The sequence below is a fragment of the Candidatus Aegiribacteria sp. genome (assembly GCA_021108435.1).
Taxonomy (GTDB): Bacteria; Fermentibacterota; Fermentibacteria; order Fermentibacterales; family JCC-6; genus Aegiribacteria.
In genome coordinates this window covers 16,409-35,478 of record JAIOQY010000084.1, presented here as the reverse complement: position 1 = coordinate 35,478, position 19,070 = coordinate 16,409, and the positions used below count along the sequence as shown (strand labels likewise).

The 19,070-nt window shown below is 42.6% G+C and carries 13 protein-coding genes and 1 tRNA gene; 12 read left to right on the top strand and 2 right to left on the bottom strand.

The features are described from left to right. Positions 1-1,922: 1,922 nt before the first annotated feature. From K8R76_05315 to K8R76_05260, 12 genes are all read left to right on the top strand, one after another. Positions 1,923-4,391, top strand: a complete 2,469-nt coding sequence (locus K8R76_05315) for a hypothetical protein (GenBank protein ID MCD4847591.1) — start codon at positions 1,923-1,925, stop codon at positions 4,389-4,391. Between the two features lie 124 nt (positions 4,392-4,515). Beyond that, complete coding sequence (locus tag K8R76_05310; protein MCD4847590.1) at positions 4,516-5,025, top strand: helix-turn-helix domain-containing protein; 510 nt, start codon at positions 4,516-4,518, stop codon at positions 5,023-5,025. A gap of 37 nt (positions 5,026-5,062) precedes the next feature. Then, the gene (locus tag K8R76_05305; GenBank protein ID MCD4847589.1) at positions 5,063-5,341 is read left to right on the top strand and encodes a DUF5659 domain-containing protein; all 279 of its coding nucleotides are present in this window, start codon (positions 5,063-5,065) and stop codon (positions 5,339-5,341) included. Positions 5,342-5,668: 327 nt separating this feature from the next. Further along, positions 5,669-7,030, top strand: a complete 1,362-nt coding sequence (locus tag K8R76_05300; protein MCD4847588.1) for a hypothetical protein — start codon at positions 5,669-5,671, stop codon at positions 7,028-7,030. Positions 7,031-7,554: 524 nt separating this feature from the next. Continuing rightward, positions 7,555-9,123, top strand: coding sequence for a recombinase family protein (locus K8R76_05295; protein MCD4847587.1), 1,569 nt, complete (start codon positions 7,555-7,557; stop codon positions 9,121-9,123). A gap of 180 nt (positions 9,124-9,303) precedes the next feature. Beyond that, on the top strand, positions 9,304-11,037 hold the full coding sequence (locus K8R76_05290) for a T9SS type A sorting domain-containing protein (protein MCD4847586.1): 1,734 nt from the start codon (positions 9,304-9,306) through the stop codon (positions 11,035-11,037). A gap of 83 nt (positions 11,038-11,120) precedes the next feature. Continuing rightward, a tRNA-Leu gene (locus tag K8R76_05285) sits at positions 11,121-11,208 on the top strand. Positions 11,209-11,235: 27 nt separating this feature from the next. After that, on the top strand, positions 11,236-12,912 hold the full coding sequence (gene mutL, locus K8R76_05280; protein MCD4847585.1) for a DNA mismatch repair endonuclease MutL: 1,677 nt from the start codon (positions 11,236-11,238) through the stop codon (positions 12,910-12,912). Beyond that, entirely contained in the window at positions 12,902-13,819 is a 918-nt protein-coding gene (gene miaA, locus K8R76_05275) for a tRNA (adenosine(37)-N6)-dimethylallyltransferase MiaA (protein ID MCD4847584.1), read from the top strand. Before mutL ends, miaA begins: the two co-directional genes overlap by 11 nt. Further along, on the top strand, positions 13,819-14,976 hold the full coding sequence (locus K8R76_05270; protein MCD4847583.1) for a tetratricopeptide repeat protein: 1,158 nt from the start codon (positions 13,819-13,821) through the stop codon (positions 14,974-14,976). The genes miaA and K8R76_05270 overlap by 1 nt, the downstream gene beginning before the upstream one ends. Positions 14,977-14,981: 5 nt before the next feature. Continuing rightward, positions 14,982-16,592 carry an Ig-like domain-containing protein gene (locus tag K8R76_05265; GenBank protein MCD4847582.1) on the top strand — a complete coding sequence of 537 codons (1,611 nt, stop codon included), beginning with the start codon at positions 14,982-14,984 and terminating at the stop codon, positions 16,590-16,592. After that, complete coding sequence (locus tag K8R76_05260; GenBank protein ID MCD4847581.1) at positions 16,576-17,373, top strand: 4Fe-4S binding protein; 798 nt, start codon at positions 16,576-16,578, stop codon at positions 17,371-17,373. The genes K8R76_05265 and K8R76_05260 overlap by 17 nt, the downstream gene beginning before the upstream one ends. Here the strand turns inward: K8R76_05260 and K8R76_05255 are convergent. Both K8R76_05255 and K8R76_05250 read right to left on the bottom strand, forming a co-directional pair. Beyond that, positions 17,360-18,304 (bottom strand): hypothetical protein, encoded by a 945-nt coding sequence (locus tag K8R76_05255; GenBank protein MCD4847580.1) that lies wholly within the window; start codon positions 18,302-18,304, stop codon positions 17,360-17,362. The two genes, K8R76_05260 and K8R76_05255, sit on opposite strands and share 14 nt — an antisense overlap. Continuing rightward, positions 18,301-19,020, bottom strand: a complete 720-nt coding sequence (locus K8R76_05250; protein ID MCD4847579.1) for a hypothetical protein — start codon at positions 19,018-19,020, stop codon at positions 18,301-18,303. The genes K8R76_05255 and K8R76_05250 overlap by 4 nt, the downstream gene beginning before the upstream one ends. Between the last annotated feature and the right edge of the window lie 50 nt (positions 19,021-19,070).

The window sequence follows — 19,070 nt, the reverse complement described above, 5'->3', positions numbered from 1 at the left end:
CAAGACTTGGTAAGAGCGATTTGCAGATATTCGTTCATGAATCGTATGGTTCGATAATTGAAGAAGCACACAGACAGAGTTACACTACCTGGGATCCGGTCGAAGGATCGAATATTCTTATTTTTCGATACATCTGAAAGCATTCTTTACAGGATTATATGGTACCTCGTAGTGGAGGTATTTTGAACTGCTGCCAAGGCTGGAAATGAGTTCTAAACTCTGATTATTGGTACCCCCTGGTGGAGGTATTTCGAACTGCTGCAATAGATGGGGATGAGTTCTAAATCCTGAAATCTGGTACCCCGTAGTGGACACTCTTAGAACTTTGGTACCTAGTAGTAATTGCATTTAGAACTATCTCTTCAAAGTGATATTGTTTTTACTATGCAAAAAATGATTGATAACGAAGAATGGTTATACTTTGCACAGTGTTTGAATAGGTAGCACCGTACATTCTCTTATCCAGATGCTTTTTTTCTTAACACTCACTAATTAGTTAAGTATCTCATATGTTATCGAAACTAGTTTACTTCGTTCTGAATAATGAGCAAAGAACAGGATTTTCGATAAATGAGGATCAAGCATTTAAAACTACACAAAAATCCTTGGTTCATTTCAATTGGATCAGGTGTGATACTAATTCTATTGAAATCGGCTTTCAGAATTGGATGGGATTCTGTTTTGAATGCTATCTTAGATATATATCACCTAGCTGTATTCGAAATCTCACTTCCACTAAGTCTGATTGCTCTACTCTTAATTCTAGCTACTATCTCTCTTTATAGAAAATGCTTTCATTACTTTTCATCGAAGAAGGATCGCGAAGTAACAGTAGGGAATATGAAACGCAGATTAGTCAAAGATAAAAAAGGGCTACAGTGGAGATATACCTTTAGTAATTCTTTGCCATTAATATATGGCCCATTTTGTCCGGATTGTGATCTAGAATTGATTACATGTACTCGACACATTAGAGGTAGACAACCTTATGATTATTACTATTGCGAAGATTGTAAGAAAGAAATCGCTGTTTATAACATTCAGGATATCGGCATAATACAACGTCAATTAGAAAGAGAAGCTCGGCACGAAATTGAGAAGCAAGAATAAACTCCAGAGAATATTCCACAATGATTCTACATTCTACATTCCCTTCTATGGCACCCCGTAGTGGATACTCTTGGAACTCTGGTTCCTTCTCCAGAATCCGAATATGCTTCAGTCTATTAATGCGGAGAGGTTGAAAGCCTATGAGTATCATGTAAGCTTCCACCTTTGGAGGACACTTGTAAGGATGAGACTTTCTGGTAAATTCAAGACAAGAGGTCACTATGATGAAGTCACGGTTCACAGAGTGCTAGGTCTCATTAATCCTAAACGGATTCAATATGATATCTATGTGCCTCTATATTGATGTAAAATTGAAGCATTGTATTACGTACTATCACAAAATGCTTTTTCATGTAGTATGGACAAACAGCTGAAGCATGATGATTATTACATGTATTAGATTATTTTAACAATGAATAGATTCTTGAACCTGATAATGCATGGAGTAGTATGGATGAGTTCAATATGTGCTATAGTATGTAAGTATAGATTATGTTTAAGATAATTTTTCGCATCATTGTGAATATGATCATTCAGATACTTGCAGTGATTCTTGCTTGCGGAGTGGTTTTTCTCATTCTTCTATTGATCGGGCTATTTAATGAGACTAGCTCTTCAGATCATATGACACTTAGTCTCTCAATATTTATGCAGACTGATACTCCTCTCGTAATGCAAGGCCAACTATTTGTAGGCTTATTATTAATAGTATTCATATTCCTTATTCTTATTAGAGCTCTTATCAGCATATACAGAAATTCATCTAGCTTTATAACTACGTTAATGAAGAAGACTGAATCAGAAATTTCTGAATGAATTTAGACTTTCAGTATATAAATCCTTTTGCATTGCTCCCAAGCGCAATTTTATACCTATCTGCAACTATTTCTTCTGTTGCTATTGGTTATGTCCTGTCTCTCATCGAATTAAGCAGGATACTAACTATTGCTATAATGATGGTTCCAATCATCTGTTCGTTTATACCAGCCTTAAGAATCAGAGCAATTAAGAAAATAGTGAACGTAATGTATTTAGTTTTAAGAAAGACTAAGGATTTTTGTGAGAGGTTCCCACGTAGTCCAGGAATGCCTTTCTGGTTTGTGTTCTTTTTAGTCTGTATTGGATTTGTGCTCTTGCCTACGTATTTGAGTCATCTTGCGGGATTTCTACCTAAGAAAATCACTCCAGGTACTATGTTAACACTATCCGTTTTATTGTCTTTCCTTGGAATGTTTATCCCAATGACATTTGCAGCAACAGCATTTGTGCAGAATCGAGTTGCTCAAATAGTTCCTGAAATAATCGCGAAGAATGCACTCTCTAGAATAACTAAAGCAATATGGATGCTTCTTATAGCCATTTTCCTATGTGCTGTCGTCTCACCTTTCTTCAGTCTAGGTCACACAAGCTTTATTGTATTCTCCCTGTTACTTGTAGCAATATTATTTATATCAGTGATAGCTTATGCAGTATATGCATTCAAATTATCTGAACAATCTTCCTTGCTGCTACTATATCGGTATCGGTCTGAATCTATACTGAAAAAGAAATTCAACTTACATACACCTGATGTTATATTTGGTGGTTCTAGGTTCAATCATGTATTCAGATCACATATTCTGGGCTTCTATTCACAACCATTATCCTTTGTAATAGGGAATCAGCTACCAGATATGTGTTATCTTGAAGCGATTAAGGCAGTAGAACCTCTTCTTGTTGTTATTAGACGTGGAATAGAAGCAGATACTGTAGCTAATGTATCATTTACCCTTGATCAATTATCAAAGTACTCATACAAGTACTTTTTCCTCAGAGGTAGCTATACCAACTTCTTAGATCAATTTAATCTCTTTCTCACAAGTGAGATCCTTAAACTAATTAATGAATGCACCAATTCGACCAAGGAAAAGTATTTAGAATGTTTAACTGATAGTGTGAAGAACATTACACTAAATGTATGTAGATCAATCGAAATAGAAACTCTAAACAATATCAGCCTAGTAGAACCTTGGTTGATGATACTCGAGCATATCGCGATTTGGACATTGGGGTTAAAAAATACAGCATCCACAAGCAAGGCAGTACTAGCGATAGGTTTAGTATGTAATGAATCGTTGAAACTTGGACGTGTACGTTCTGTTCAGTTCACAATGCTAAAGCATTTAGAATCAATAGGATTAGCCTGCGCTTACTCCAATAGTCACTGGCATACTGCATTGATGAATACTGTACTTGAAGCTTTGAATAGAGTGTTTCGTGAGTACTGCATGCATATTATCGAGTATGGCCATTTGAAATCAAAATTTATTGGAAATTGGTTAGATATAGTATGCTCAATTATGAAGGTTAAACTCAACAATTATCCCTGTAATGTCATTATTGAGCCTTTTCCACCCCTTATTCACCCAGTACTTAATCAAGATCACCTCCTTGAATGCTATCTAGTTAGTATGTGCAAAATTGGACCTGATGGAATTGAAAGAACAAGCTCTCTGTTACATGAACAAGGTAGGCCAAACTCACCAGAGAGTATTCAGTATGCATTAGCTCATGCGAGAGATGAAATTTCACAAATCCACAGTGTTTATTCACTTCTGACTACTTGCAACGGCATATATCAAGACTCACTACAATGGTCACATTTGTCCAAAGCAATTGCAATTCTTTTCTGGATCAATACTCTTTCGATCGATGATAGAATTGGTGTTACCCATGATTGGATTGAATCTGTTACTAGATATTTCCGAGTATTCTTCCGAGAATTAGCAGTTCGATCTTCAAAAATCCTAATCGAACCTGACAACGATTGTTATTGGTTAACAGAATACGAGAATCTAATGGCGATTCCTGCTCTTGGACTTGTATTCAGGACTGAAAGGAATAGTTGCTTTGTAGATGTCGTTCTATGTACCTTTGGCGAGATGATCATCGAAGTATACTCCAATATACGAGCTGCAAATTCACAAGAGTACCCAAGAATTCTTTTAGGATATTTACTCCTCCTAAGTTCATGGCTTGAAATAACTGGTTTGCATACACAATTAAGAACCAAACTTGAAGACATTCTAAGGCATTATCCCATCAATCCTGGTCTTGATTCTGCAATATCATCTAATGCAATTGTATATCCTGCTAATTACTTATCACAGTTATGGACTCTATTTCCATCATCATTGTTGAGCGACAACATACGTCGAAAAGTTGATAGAACATTAATGGATGCGCAAACTCTTTTTGAGTATACACTTCGCTTCTCAACTGATGAACCTAAAGGTATTTAATCGTTAGCTTCCCAAATCAGATCGTCTAATTTAGATGAATATCACACATTAACTGAGTAGTTGGCTTGACAATGATTTGGTGCTGAGTTATACATCAGCAGTCAGCAATGCAGAAAGGATTTAAATGATTCTTAGTGATCGACGTTTTGGACGGGAAATGAAGAGACTTAGATTGGCTAAAGGCATCAGCCAGCGCAAGCTTGGTGAAATTGTCGGTCTTGGCTCTGGGTACATATCTCGTATTGAACGAGGTCTCTTTAAACCTCCATCAGAGGAGAAAATAGTAGCCATCGCCGATACTTTAGGCGGTAACAGGGACTACATGCTCTCTCTTTCAGGAAAAATCTCTTCAGATGTAATGAATGCAGTAAAGAAGCACCCTGAAAAGATGTCTGAAGCTGTAAGAGGATTTGACAAAATGGGAGATTTGCTTGGAGTAACAGTTATCATAATGCTTCTCATAGCTGTGTTAAAGGGTGAACATGACAAAGAAGATATATCTAAGAATGAATGGAAGGAATTAATGCTTGAACTCAGGAAAGAAGCTGAAAAGCTTCCCTCTGAGAAGCAACTCGGAGTGATCAACCATATTCGTGATCTAATGGACAGTTGGGAGAATGATATCATTGGATAGAGAACAATTAACCTTTTTTTATGAAAGGAGTTGAACTATGACTCAGCACCCACATAATGCAGAAGAGAACTTTAACAAAGAGTCTCCACCGGAGTACGAAACCACAGACTTCTATCTGGCAAGCTTCCTGAAATCTACAGGATATTTGCTTGCAGGACTTGGTAAGTCTGGAAACCGAACCATCTTCAAGTTTGGAGATAAGCCGGAAAGAAATAGTGACATTCTGGCTTACTATAACGGTGAAGGCAGTGTTCCCCCTCTTTCCCTCATTTCTGCGATAAAGGAAATGAAGGCACTCATACACAATATTGGATGAGTTGTTAATGAACAATGCAAATGCAAAAGGAGGAAATTAAATGAGAATAAATTTTATCACAATTGCGCTGATCAATGAGTTAGTGCGCCCTGAGCCGTGCTTAGAGCAGGAAGCCAGGGTAAGGAAGAGAAGCAATCATGCAAAACCTATTAGAAAGAACCCAAACGCACTTTAAGAAATGCTACAATGTCAAACTTTCCGCAGAACAAGTCAGAGTAGCCATGAAAAGGCTTTCAATACACTTCAGATGGCTTGCCAAATGGCACTCAGAGAATGAGAAGCAAGCTGCTACTGCTGCTCTCCCTGTGAAGGAAGGAGAGTATAAGGATGCTTGCTGAAATACTTACTTTCAAGCCGGAATCTCCGGTGAATTCCTTTATACGCTTTCCTTATAGAAGGGTAAAGCTGCTAGAGATAGAAAACAAGGTTTCTGAACTATTAACCTTGTCAGATCTCTTACCGGTAAGAGTTGCTCTTGCCACATATGCAGCAAACTACTTGAAGCAAGTCCCTCTCTGGATGATGATGGTTGCACCGCCTTCAAGCGGTAAAACTGAAATACTCGGTTCAATGTACAATCTTCCCGACACGGAAGTAGTAAGTGATCTGACCAAAAGCTCTCTTCTTTCCGGTACTTCAAAGAAGGACAAAGTTAAGGGTGCAACAGGAGGACTCCTTAAGAAGTTCGGTGACTTCGGCTTTATAATCTTCAAGGATATGACATCACTTCTCTCAAAACATCCAGATGTTGCTGCTGAAGTATTCAGTGCTTTTAGAGAAATTTATGACGGTGACTTTATCAGATACTTCGGAAATGATGGCGGCACACATAAAGAATGGCATGGAAGACTGGGGGTTCTTGCAGCTGTAACCTCAGAAATTGAGAAGCACCGTTCCGCTTTCAGTGTCATGGGAGACCGATTCCTCACTATTCGAGTTTACAACAACGATGATCTGAGGATGGTTCAAGCTCGCACTGCTCTTAGATCATCAGGTAAGGAACAGCAAATAAGAGCGGAAATGCAGGAACTCGCAGGACAGCTATTTCAGGATTTTGAACCTGATTCTGATCTGCAAATGAAATCCTTGAGTTACATTCATGATTACATTACTCCTTTGACGGCTTTTGTTGCAGACTGTAGGACTCCTGTAGAGCGTTCAAGCTATAGTAGAGATATTCAGTTCATACATGCCACTGAAGGCTATGCAAGGCTTGCAAAACAGCTATACGGTCTTTTCTGCGGTTGTATTGCTATAGGATGCTCTCTTGCGGAAGCATGGCAGACTGTTGTAAGAGTAGCCTTAGATACCATACCAGAACAGCGTTCTCAGATACTTGAAGCCATCTATCTGCGTGAGAAAGCAGCTGAGAATCACTATTTCACTCTGAATGAATTACGGTTAATAACAAGACTACCTCAACGAACCAATGAGAGAATTGCGAGTGATCTATATTCTGTTAAGGTTCTTGACTGTTCTTTCGGTCAAGGACGAACTGAAAACGAATTCTGGCTTTCAGATAAAACAAGAGAGTATGTTGATTCTTTTACACACCCTCCTGAAGAACCTGTTTGTATCCCCGATAATCGAAATGACCCTATAACAACAAGTGGTAATGTCGATTATCGGGGACACAAATCAGTTGAAACGGAAGACACCAATATAGAGGAGATTGACAATGCTGCTTAATCTATCTCCGCACTGTGTATTTCCGTGCAGAATAAATACTGATCACCATGCGAAACGGGTAAAAACATACATTGAAAATGCTTTTCCCATTCAACTGTATATGTTTTCATGCGGTAATGTCCTTGAGAACGAGTTTTACGGCATGTTATGCACATTGAAAAACCATAATATTTACTATGTGAAATGCATAAAAGCAAACCTTGTAAATGATCTTCCCATTGAACTGTATATGTTTTCATGCGGTAACGTCCTTGAGAACGAGTTTTACAGCATGTTATGCACATTGAAAAACCATAGTATTTACTATGTGAAATGCATAAATACATACCTTGTAAATGCTCTTCCCATTCAACTGTATATGTTTTCATGCTGTAACACCCTTGAGAACAAGCTTTACAGCATGTTATTCCCATTGCGAAAAATACAGATTACATATGCTTTACATATTGGTTGTAAGCAGTGTTTACGGGATTACATACAATTCACTATAAAACACATATGCCTTACAGAAAGGAAACATACACATGAACAAGGGGGGTAACATGCGTCACGCGTGCATTTACGCACGTGTTTCAACAGTGGAACAGGAAAAAGAAGGCTTTTCGATACAAGCGCAGCTTAAAATGCTACGTTCATATGCTGCACAACATGGTTTTACTGTTGTACATGAGTACATTGACACTGAAACTGCGCGGAGTACCGGACGAACCGGCTTTAACACCATGCTTTCATATATTGACAAACATAGTGAATGCAATGTGATTCTCGTTGAGAAAACAGACCGTCTTACACGAAACATGGCTGATTACCTTGCACTGGACATTGAAAAGACCGGTATTGAGATACATTTCGTTCGTGAAGGCAAGGTAATGTCACGTGATTCATCTCCTACTGATCACTTCATGCAGGACATTGAAATAGCTCAAGCAGCGTACTTAAGCCGTAACATCAGTGCTGAAGCTAAAAAAGGCATGAAAGCAAAGGCTGAAGCAGGTCTTTATCCTTCTGTAGCACCTCTAGGATACATAAACACCGTTAATGCAAGCGGTGTGAAGATCATTGTACCTGATCCTGTAAATGCTCCGCTTGTAAAGCATATGTATGAGAGATATGCTGAAGGCAATGTTTCCATAAGTACAATTGCATCTGAACTGTTCTCAATAGGGTTGCGTTCGAAAAAAGGTAACAAGGTAAGCAATTCCAATATACACATGATGCTTAGAAATCCAGTATACAGAGGTAAGTTCTTATGGAACAGCATAGAGTACGATGGTAAGCATAAACCCATTGTAAGCGCTTCATTGTGGTTCAATGTACATGATATGCTTGGTGAGCGGTCTGTAGAGAAGCGGAAGCAGTCATATGTATTTGCATATACCGGCTTAATGAAATGCGGTCATTGTGGGTGTGCGATTACAGCGGAGCGCAAGAAGAGCAAATACACTTACTACCACTGCACCGGACACAAAGGCTGGCACCATGGAGAGCCATCTGTAAGAGAAGTGAAACTTGATCTTCAGTTCTCAGCATTCCTTAGAACTTTGAGAATAGACGAAGGAATAATTGATCTGCTTATTGAATGGTTGGAAGCTGAAACAATAGATGAACGCAAAACCCTTGAAGAAGCACGGGTAAGGCTTGCATCTCAGCGTGAGAGACTTCAGAGACGTTCAGAGGTGTTGTATGACGATAGGCTGGATGGAAGAATTACTGTGATACGTTTTGATCAGAAGGATGCAGAGATAAGAAGAGAACTTGATGTAATTAATGAGAAGCTTTCTTTCCTTGAAGCTTCTGCAATACATGATCCTCTTAGTACCGCAAGAGGAATCTTAGAACTCAATCAAAGTGCTGGCAGACTGTTTGTTAAGGCACCAAACAATGAAAAGAAACCATTCCTTGAAAACCTATTATCGAACTGTATCTTAAATGAAGGAACCATCAAACCCTCATTGCAGTATCCCTTTGACTTACTTTACAATACGAATATTGCTTGGAAATCTTCCGGTGCTGTAAGTAGTGATATTTCTGCTGTGCATTCTGTCTGGTACCCCAAACAGGATTCGAACTTGTGCATTCATACAAGAAATTAGATTGGATAAGTGGCCCCATCGGTGGGATAGAGTCGTAGAGCCTTCATTTGTCGTTTTTAATGGTGGGTGGCACTGGTTCTTAATTTTCGACATGACATAGATCGCTGAATGTTTAATAATATTAATACTTAATTTTATACTGTTTGCGAAAAGTTCGCAGGAAACTCAAGGAGGGTTCAAATGTCTGCTGTAAGATTCGGTATGTGCATGGTTGCTCTGTGTGTGGTGCCCTGTTTCGCGATTTCCGGAGATCCGATGATTCCGGATGATATCGGATATTCCGAAACACCCGATTTATCGAATGAAATATCATCAGCAAGGATTGTATCTGATCGCTCCGATCCGCCGGTATTTACAATAAGCCATACCGAATCAGGCGGGGACATTACCATTAATGTTATTTCTAATGAAGATCTCTTTGAGGGCTGGTCTAATGACAAAGGAATCTGGAGCCATTCAAACTGGGACTACTGGTGGCTTAACACAAGGATCGGCAGAGATATCGACAACATGATTTACGCCGGGGTCAAACTCTATCAGTATTCCGACCCGAACAGCAATTTTGACATGTACGTTCTTGAAAACAACGGGGATGTCAATGAAGAGAACCTTAACTGGAATGGCCCCGGAGGCAATCCTCTTATCGTCAATTATCCCTTCACGAACATCTATCTTGAGCAGCCTACAATTGATGCTGAAGGAATAGTTGATGAAGATAATATCACTTACTGTTTTTCAGGCAGCTCCAGTATTCAATTTACGAAAATCGGTGCGGACGGTACAATACTCGTTAACGGGGAAACCATTATCACAGGAGCGGACGCATGGACTAACGAAATACGCACCGCTGTCACACCGGATGGAAGAATCTATATTGTCTGGTCCTGTGACATGCATGATATAACCTGTTCATACAGCGATGACGGCGGAGCAAACTGGGCGACTCCTATCTCTCTGTGCTACAATGGTTCCAATCAGATGAACAAACCGCAGATATGCTGCGACAGCAACGGAAACGCGCACATCATCTGGCAGCAATGGACCGGAGCCTCGAATCTTCTTACCTATATGAAGCTATATCCGGATGGAAGTATCTGCATCGACGAAAGTTTCCTTACAAATTCCAGCAATCAGGTCTGGGCTCCGCAGATGGATATCGATGAAGAAGACAACATCCATATAGTATGGGCAAAAAGTTCCCAGCAGACCACATCAGCCTATTATACGAAGATCAACGGCAATCTCGACGGTGCAGGACAGCCGATGAGTGATGATGACCTTACACTGATTCAGGAAGCCGCTTTTTTGTCGAGTCAGAAGGTCAGGTATGTAAAATGCAAAGTTGATGGATACATGAATATTCATGTTATTTTTGAGCGAGGCGAATATGGCCGCCATGTACCGAAAGCTATGTACTACATGAAACTGAACTCCATACCTATGCTGAGAGTGGAGTTTCCCGATGATTCCGTAGCTTTTGTAGAGATGACAGGCAGTGGAACCGACTGGGAGGGAACTTTTGCAGCTTCCGGTGATGGAGCTTATTCCGTACAGGTATCCGGGTCAAATTCCGCAGGAGATACCGGCGTTGATCTCTACGAATTTACTTATCCCGGAACAGGAATTGAGACAGGTGATTACGGTTACGGACTTATCAGTTCGATCCGGAATTATCCGAACCCGTTCTGTTCTCAGACCGCATTTGTCTATTCACTGTCCGGCGCATGTGAAGTCTCCATCAGAGTATTCGATATAAGAGGGAGACTGATTTCTGTACTGACACAGGGAGAGCAGATACCTGGAACTTACTCCGTGGACTGGAATCCTGCCGGTATTGAATCCGGAATGTATCTCTACAGCATTCAGGCTGGGAATTCCATTGAAACGGGAAGGTGTCTGATTATCTCGGAATAGACATTCTTCGAGAATATTCTCAAACATTGCTTGTACTACACAATATGCTTTCGTATATTCTGCGTTAACAAACAGACTATGCTGCCGGGGTGGTGGAATTGGCAGACACAACGGACTTAAAATCCGTTGCTCCTTAGGGGCGTGAGGGTTCAAGTCCCTCTCCCGGCACCATTATTCAGAATGGAATTCCGGTGGAATATGCAGGCTAGTATACGTGTTCTCAGCGACAGTGTTATCAACCTTATATCAGCCGGTGAAGTTGTAGAGCGGCCTGCTTCTGTAGTCAAGGAGCTTCTTGAGAATGCGCTGGATGCAGGAGCAACTTTAATAACCGTAGAGCTTGAACAGGGTGGAAGAAAATCAATCACCGTTCGGGATAACGGCTCAGGAATGAACAGGCATGATCTTCTGTTATCAGTTCAACGACACGCTACCAGTAAAATTACTTTGCAGAGTGATCTTGATAGTTTGATGACACTGGGATTCAGGGGCGAAGCCCTTCCAAGCATTGCGGCAGTAACTCATTTCTCAATACTTACGTCTGATGGTTCTGAAGGCTGGAAACTTAGAATGGACGGCGGTGAACTCCGCGATGTATCTTCGGCTGCAAGAACCAGGGGAACGACTATTACCGCCTCAGGACTCTTTTATAATCAACCGGCAAGAAGGCGATTCCTCAGAAGACAGTCAACTGAACTGTCCTGGGTGGAGAAATATCTCACGGGTTGCTCACTGGCAAGAACGGACGTCTCGTTCAGATTCATTCATAATGCAAGAGAAGTGTTTTATCTTACAGCGGGGCAGTCTATTCCGGCAAGACTGCGCGCAAGATACGGTATTCCGGGTGAGAACCGTTACGTTGAATCAAAAGGCAGTTCCGGGAAAACAGATGTTGAACTGATCTGGTTTCCGGATAACCGGTGGAACAGAAAAACTCATCAGTACATTCTTGTTAACGGAAGGCTTGTTTATACAGGTCTGGTATCAGGGCCGATTGACTCTGTGCTTGCGGGGCCTGCTGGATATCCGCTGCTGTTCTGCAGCGTTACGCTTCCACCTTCTGAAGTGGATGTGAACGTGCATCCGGCAAAAAGGGAAGTCAGGTTCAGAGAGCCTTCAACTGTCAGGTCAGCGGTTGAATCTGCGCTTGGTGATCTTCTTGATTCCCGAAAGAAGGCGATGCTGTCACCGGCACCCTCAGGATACAGTATATCGTCCATTAGAGCTGCGAAGACTGATAGACGGTCTGAGGACCTGTTCAGAACGGCTATGGAGGTTCAGGCGCCACTGCAGACTGAAGCGTATGACAGATCCGAATCCTCCTTTCCAATCGTACAGATAGGCAGGTCATACCTGGTCACATCGACCGAAACAGGTATTGCTCTCATAGACCAGCATGCAGCACACGAACGAATACTCTTCGAGACAGTAATGAATTCTATCAGGAATGACTCTGAATCCGGTCAGCAGAAATTACTCCTGCCTGAGAATGTGAAGCTTGATGGAGAGGAACTTGACCATCTGGAAGAGTATAGAGTTGTTTTGAACAGATCCGGATTCGAATACCATATTGAAGATGATACACTCATTTTAACCGCAGTTCCTCCTGGTACATTTCACGGTATCAGTGCTCTTCGGGAAATTCTCAGATCTCTTCAGGATCCGGAAAATGAAGATATGCCCCTGCAGGAGCGTGTTGCAGCGGCTGCGGCCTGTGCAGGAGCTGTTAAGTTCGGCGATTCCCTTTCTCCAATTGAAACAAGACATCTTGTGGATCAGCTGTTTTCAACATCCGATCCCTTTCACTGTCCACACGGCAGGCCTACACTTATCGAGATTTCCTTTGAAGATCTGGAGGAAAAATTTGGCAGATGATTCTTTAACTCCTGTTCTGACTGGATGCACAGCTTCAGGGAAAACCAGTATTCTGCTGGAACTGTCAAGCAGGCACAGCATTGAGATCATTAACGCTGATTCCAGACAGGTTTACAGGGGAATGGATATCGGCACTGCTAAACCATCACTTGAAGAGCAATCTCAGCTAAGGCATCATTTGCTGGATCAGATCGATCCGGATGAGGTTTTCTCTGCCGGAATGTTTGCCGACAAAGCCAGGGAACTTATCATTCAGATAGGCGCAGGAGGATCAGTTCCTGTAATAGCAGGTGGAACTGCGCTGTATATCCTTGCTCTGACCGGCTTCCTCGATGAAATGCCGCCCAGGTGTGATGAGATCAGAGAAGGCCTGAAATTGATTGAAAATGAGAGACCCGGTTTTCTAAACGAAATTCTCCAGCGAGTTGACCCGGAGCTTGCGGATAAAATTGGAGAAAGCGATAAAAGAAGACAGGAGAGAGCACTGGAGGTTTATTTTCAGAGTGGAAAACCACCATCATCCTTCAGAAAAGGCGGGAATCCCTCAGAAAGGAAGAGGTTTCTTATAGCAGGGATCTCCATTCCGCGTGATGAACACAGACGGAGGATCCGGAGAAGAGCAATGAAAATGATGGATGCTGGATTGATAGAAGAAGTGGAAGCTTTACTGAGTGCCGGATGGGGAAGGAACAGTGCTCTTGGCAGGACAATTGGATACAGTGAAGTACTCGCATTCCTGGATGGAAGTATTTCAACAGAAGATGAGATTATTGAAGCCATTTCCATCAATACATGGCGCCTGGTACGAAGACAGAAGAACATGTTCAGAAGAATTGAAGGAATAAACTGGATGGAAGATAATCCGGATTTAATAGATGAATTCCTATTTGCTGAAGGGGGATCGTAATGGAGAAGAAAAGGGAATCCGGGGAAGTGCTGGAGCACATGTTGCTTGAGGAGGTAAAACTGGAACAGATTGCTTTCGTGGACCCTCCTGACGAATGGGATCTGGAATTCCATCAGAAGGAACCGTATGTTCCACCAATTCTGATAGAGGAACGTGATTTCGAGAGAACTGATGAAGAAAGTGCTTCTGTGAGATATACTCTTCTTGCTCATCATAGAAGCTTCTGGCGGATGCTCGCAAAGAGGCCCCTTTCAATCAGAGCGCTTATAGTGCGCAGTAACGTGCATATTCCTCTGGCTCATGAATCCATAGTGAATTGCACCGAAGAAGCTCTCCTGTTCGACGGACTGCTCCGAAACGGATTATGCGAGAACAGGAGCAGGCTTTCAGAACTGCTGGGCTATTCAAGAGCTCGAATAACACAGATTCTCAATCTTCTGAAGCTTCCATCCGGAATGCGTAAAAAACTCCTTCTTACTGATGAAATAAGTGAATTTCAGCTGCGACCTCTGGTAAGAATTATCGATCCGAAGAAGCAGACGATGATGTTCTCTCATCTAATAGGAAGCAAGTTGACCGGAAGGCAGATGGCTCTTTTCATAGATAGGAAGAAGGAGGAGAAAAAGGATACAGGCCCTGACATTGAGGAGCTGATGTCTGAAGATCATAGTCCAAAGGAAAGTGCGGTGAATGAACAAGCGGATAAACCCGAATCAGATTCACAGGATAAGGATCATCCCGGCATCCAGACGGTATACGTAAGGGAACTGATACGTAAAGTGAGTTCGATGAAAATTAGTGAGTGGGAGACAAGTGCAAGAGAAGCAGGCGCGTCAGACACGGACATAATGCTTCTGCAGGGAGTATTCATGCTTCGAAGCGGTTTGTATGATCGCGCAATCGAGCTTCTTGAGATAATTATTGAAAACAAACCCGATTACGCTCCTGCTTTCTTTTATCTTGGGAGATGCGGTAATCTGACAGGGGATCTGGCAAGTGCCGAGAACTATCTCAGGACTGCTCTCGAACTTGTACCGGATGATCCGGATTATCTTATTGAATTCGCCATTGTGCTTGAGAAGCTTAAAAGGAATACGGAAGCATCCACTTTCTACAAGAGGTCAGGTTTACTTCGAAAACGATTCAGCGAGGATTAGATAGAGTGAAGTCATACATCCTGCTATCATATCTGCTGATTCTAGCATCCTGCGCACGAATGGCAGCTCCCGGTGGTGGTCCGGAGGATGAAACACCGCCGGAGATTATTTCCATAGAGCCCCTCCCGGGGCCGGGATATCCTGAACTGGAAAGGATAACCATCGAATGGAGTGAGAGGCTCGATGATGCTTCTGTTACCGTATTCCTTTATCCACAGATGAGTTACAGTCTGGACATTCAAGGTTCCAGAATTGAAATAGAGCTTGAATCACCTCCCGGAGAAATGCCGCTGATAATTCATCTGCCGCCGGAAATACAGGATAGACAAGGTAATGATACTGGAATTCCCGTAGATCTTGCATATAGCGGAGCTGATTCGCTTCCCACTGGAATAATCAATCTGTCAATGATCAGGCAGGGAGGAGGTAATATTGCCCGCAGGACTCTGATCGAACTGTACAGGTACATGACAGACTCAACCGGTGACTCTGTGCTTGTGCGAAGAACCGTTGCCGACTCACTCGGGATAGCTGATGTGCAATGGCTTGAACGGGGATTTTACAGGATTCTCTGTTATGAAGATCCTGACAGGTCTTTTGAGTGGAATTCTGAACAGGAAGCAGGAATTGATACTCTCGTTAACCTGTCAGAAGGTGAGATTCTCAATATTGAAGCTGTATTAACCGTTATCGATACAGTTGGACCCATCATCACAGAAATTGAAGCGCTCGATCGATATCATCTGCAAATTTCTTTTAACGAGGAAGTATCAGTGACGTCTTTCAGCCAGGGACAGGTGGCAATTAAGGACACATCAGGTACTTTCATAGATCTGCACGGTTTCTGGCTGCAAAGCGGCTTTTCCGGAAAAGCCGTCACATTGGAAACCGCTGAAATACCGTTGGAGGAAATTACAGTATACACCTCCGGTATTTTCGATCTCATGCTTAATCCTTCAGAATCGGACTCCATGACCTTCTTCGGGGTTGATTCACTTCCAGCAGACAGTCTGAGACTGCGATCATATTATCCTGCTCCGGGAAGCGAGAATGTGAATCCTGCCGGGCCGTACAGCATATCCTTCAGTTTCTGGGTGGATATTGATTCTCTGAAGAACAGACTTACCCTTAACCAGATATCAGACAGCACATTAATAGAGGGGACATTAAATAGAATTGATGGAAGATCTTTTGAATTCATTCCCGAACATCAGCTCACAGGAGAACAGCAGTACCGCTTTATACTGCATCCAGGGATTTCAACTGCATGGGGTGATACTCTGCTTTCCTCTTTCCCATGGTCATTCTCAACTGCGTGGGGAGATGAGCCGGGTTTAATCGAGGGTTATATCTCAGGTACACATGCCCAGGATCTCATTCTTCAGATAAGCAGAACCGGTGGAGGCAGTGATGAAAGTAGAATTTATAAGCGTATACAACCAGGGCAGTACATTGTTGATGAAATACCGGCCGGACGCTATACGGTAGCTGCATTTATTGATAATAACGGTGATGGAGAATGGAGTTCCATGGAAGCTTATGGTACATATCCGGGAGTGGTTCTTGTACGACCCGGCCTGATAACTCAGGAGGTTGATATTGAGATTCTCCCCTGAACGGTCATTTGATCAGTCTGAATGCACAGGATGCGGAATCTGTGAGAAAGTATGTCCTTCTGGCGCAATTGAAATCCAGAATGGACATCCATTCTTTAGAATCGATGAATGTATTGCCTGCGGTCATTGCGGTGTTTACTGTCCTGCAAACTGTTATGGATTGGATCATGTTCCTGAATCTGAAGATATCTGCTCATCGGAGAAATATCTGAAGCTTCTGGAAGCAAGACGTTCTATCAGGTATTTCTCGGCTATAACCCCATCGGATGAAGAAATAGGTAATGTACTTTCTGTATTGTCTCAATCTCCCACCGGCGTAAACAAGCAGGATATCAGTGTCCGGGTTGTTCGAGGAGCCGAAGCTGTAGAAGGACTCCTCAGACCGGTGAAAAAGTTATTGAGAATACTTGACTGTACCGGAATATCGTTCCTGATCGGAAAGCTGACCGGAATGTCTGAATACCTGAGGAAAATGAGAGAGGGAAGGGATGTCATATTTCGGGGAGCTCCTGTCGTGCTTTTCTTTCATGTTCCCAGAAGTAATATCACGTGGCGTACGGATGGCATTATTGCCGCTACAACAGTCATGCATCACGCGGTTACGTTGGGTTATGGCACATTATGGAACGGTATAGCTGAAAAACTCTATCAATTACTTCCCTCATGGAATTCCAGCGATACAAGGGGAACAAGACTGACAGCCGTTCTGTGTATGGGGTATCCCGAAATTACTCCTGAATGGAAAGCTCCCCCAAGGAATTACACTGTTAAATGGTGTTGAAGTTCAAGATTTGACGAAGGCGGGGCGGGAGCGGGTCATGAAGATTATCTCTTGGTCCCACAGTCATGAGATTTCTCCATCCGAGCACCCTGTTGACGCTGTACTGGCTCATATCAAGCCTGCCTATCCGGAATATCCCTTCAGTTGAATCAAGCAGACGATTCATGGAAGATATGCTTCCATTGGCAAGAAATCCGATTCTCACTGCCTGTCTGTTCTGAAATTGAAAGTGTGAGAGATATTCCTCTGCGCCCTGATCCTTTGGAAATCTACCTCCGGGGTACGCCATAGCGAATATTTCGGAAGTTCTCAGTCCAAGCCTTCTGTGGAATTTTTCCATTGGCAGCAGAACTGCCCGTTCCCATTTAGTACGGGGAAGAATCATGAAATCCGAATGCATATTCGTATGATTACCAATAGAATAACCCATATCTATCAGAAGATTGAATTTCTCGGTAATATACTCCTCCTGACCGAATGGGATCTTGTCCCAGGAGATAAAAAATGTAACGCCTCGACCGAATTCCGGATTCTGATCACAGAATTGTTCAAGAATACCGACCACACAGAGCGGATCGATCTCGGTTGAACCATGTGTTTCAATGAAAGTGAAATTGTCCTGCCATCCATCATCCAGAGTAATCATCAACGGTCGGCGATCCGCCGGGACCTGCAGAAGTCCGTTTTCAAGGTCTGAGGGAGTGATAAGGTAGAATCCCGCTGCACAGAGCTTCTCAAGATCTGATCGGAACCGGCTGGTGGATACTCCGTAATATCCGTCAACCGGATCGCTGACATGGTGGTACATGAGCACAGGTATTCCGCTTGTAGAATTGCTTAACGGTTCTTCCGGATCAGAATGCTCAAGGATACTGGTAGTACCGGTTTCAGGCGTCCAGAGAAACAGAAGAGATAGAAGAAGACCGGTCATTGCGATGGAATCACAGTGAATCGGTCAAGGGACGCGTTGACATATCCATCAACAAAGACACCAACCTGACCCAGAGCCGGCAGTGTAGTCCGTACAACCTGAATCAGCTGACCGTTTACTCTTAAATCGATGTAGTTGCCGTGAACAAGGGCTGATATTTCAACGCCTGGCAGACTGTATGGCATAAGTCTGCTTGATTCGAAAGCTTCCATTCCCATAACGGGAAGCCAGAGTCCGTTGATACATCTCTGAACGGTGTACTGTCCTCTGGAGTTTGCTCCGAGAAGAATCAAATCTCCGGTGGATTCGGCTCCAATAACCAGGCCTACAATACAATGAGCAGCGGCTTCCACAAGATCGAACTGCGCTTCGACAAGACCGTCATCAAGAAGACCTGCCGTTGACAGGAGTACGACAGGATCACGAAATACGGAGTTGTCGATATGCATGGAACCGTGGTAGACTTCGTAACGACATGAAGAACCGAAAGGTTTCGTGAGAAGATTGTCAAAAGTGCAGTTGAGCAGCGTGTCATCGAGCTGAGGTGACGTTGTATATACTATCTGGGTATTTGATTCGGTTGTATCACGCGGAGTTGATTGAGTTGTTACATGACCGGCATAGAATCCAGAGGTTCTGGTTTCACCACAACCCTGTATTGAGAGCATGACAACTGCAACTGCTGTTATAATGATTGTGAAGAACCAGGATTTCATATTTCTTCTTTCCTGAATGAGTTATTTTACGAGGAGCCGATAGAATCAGT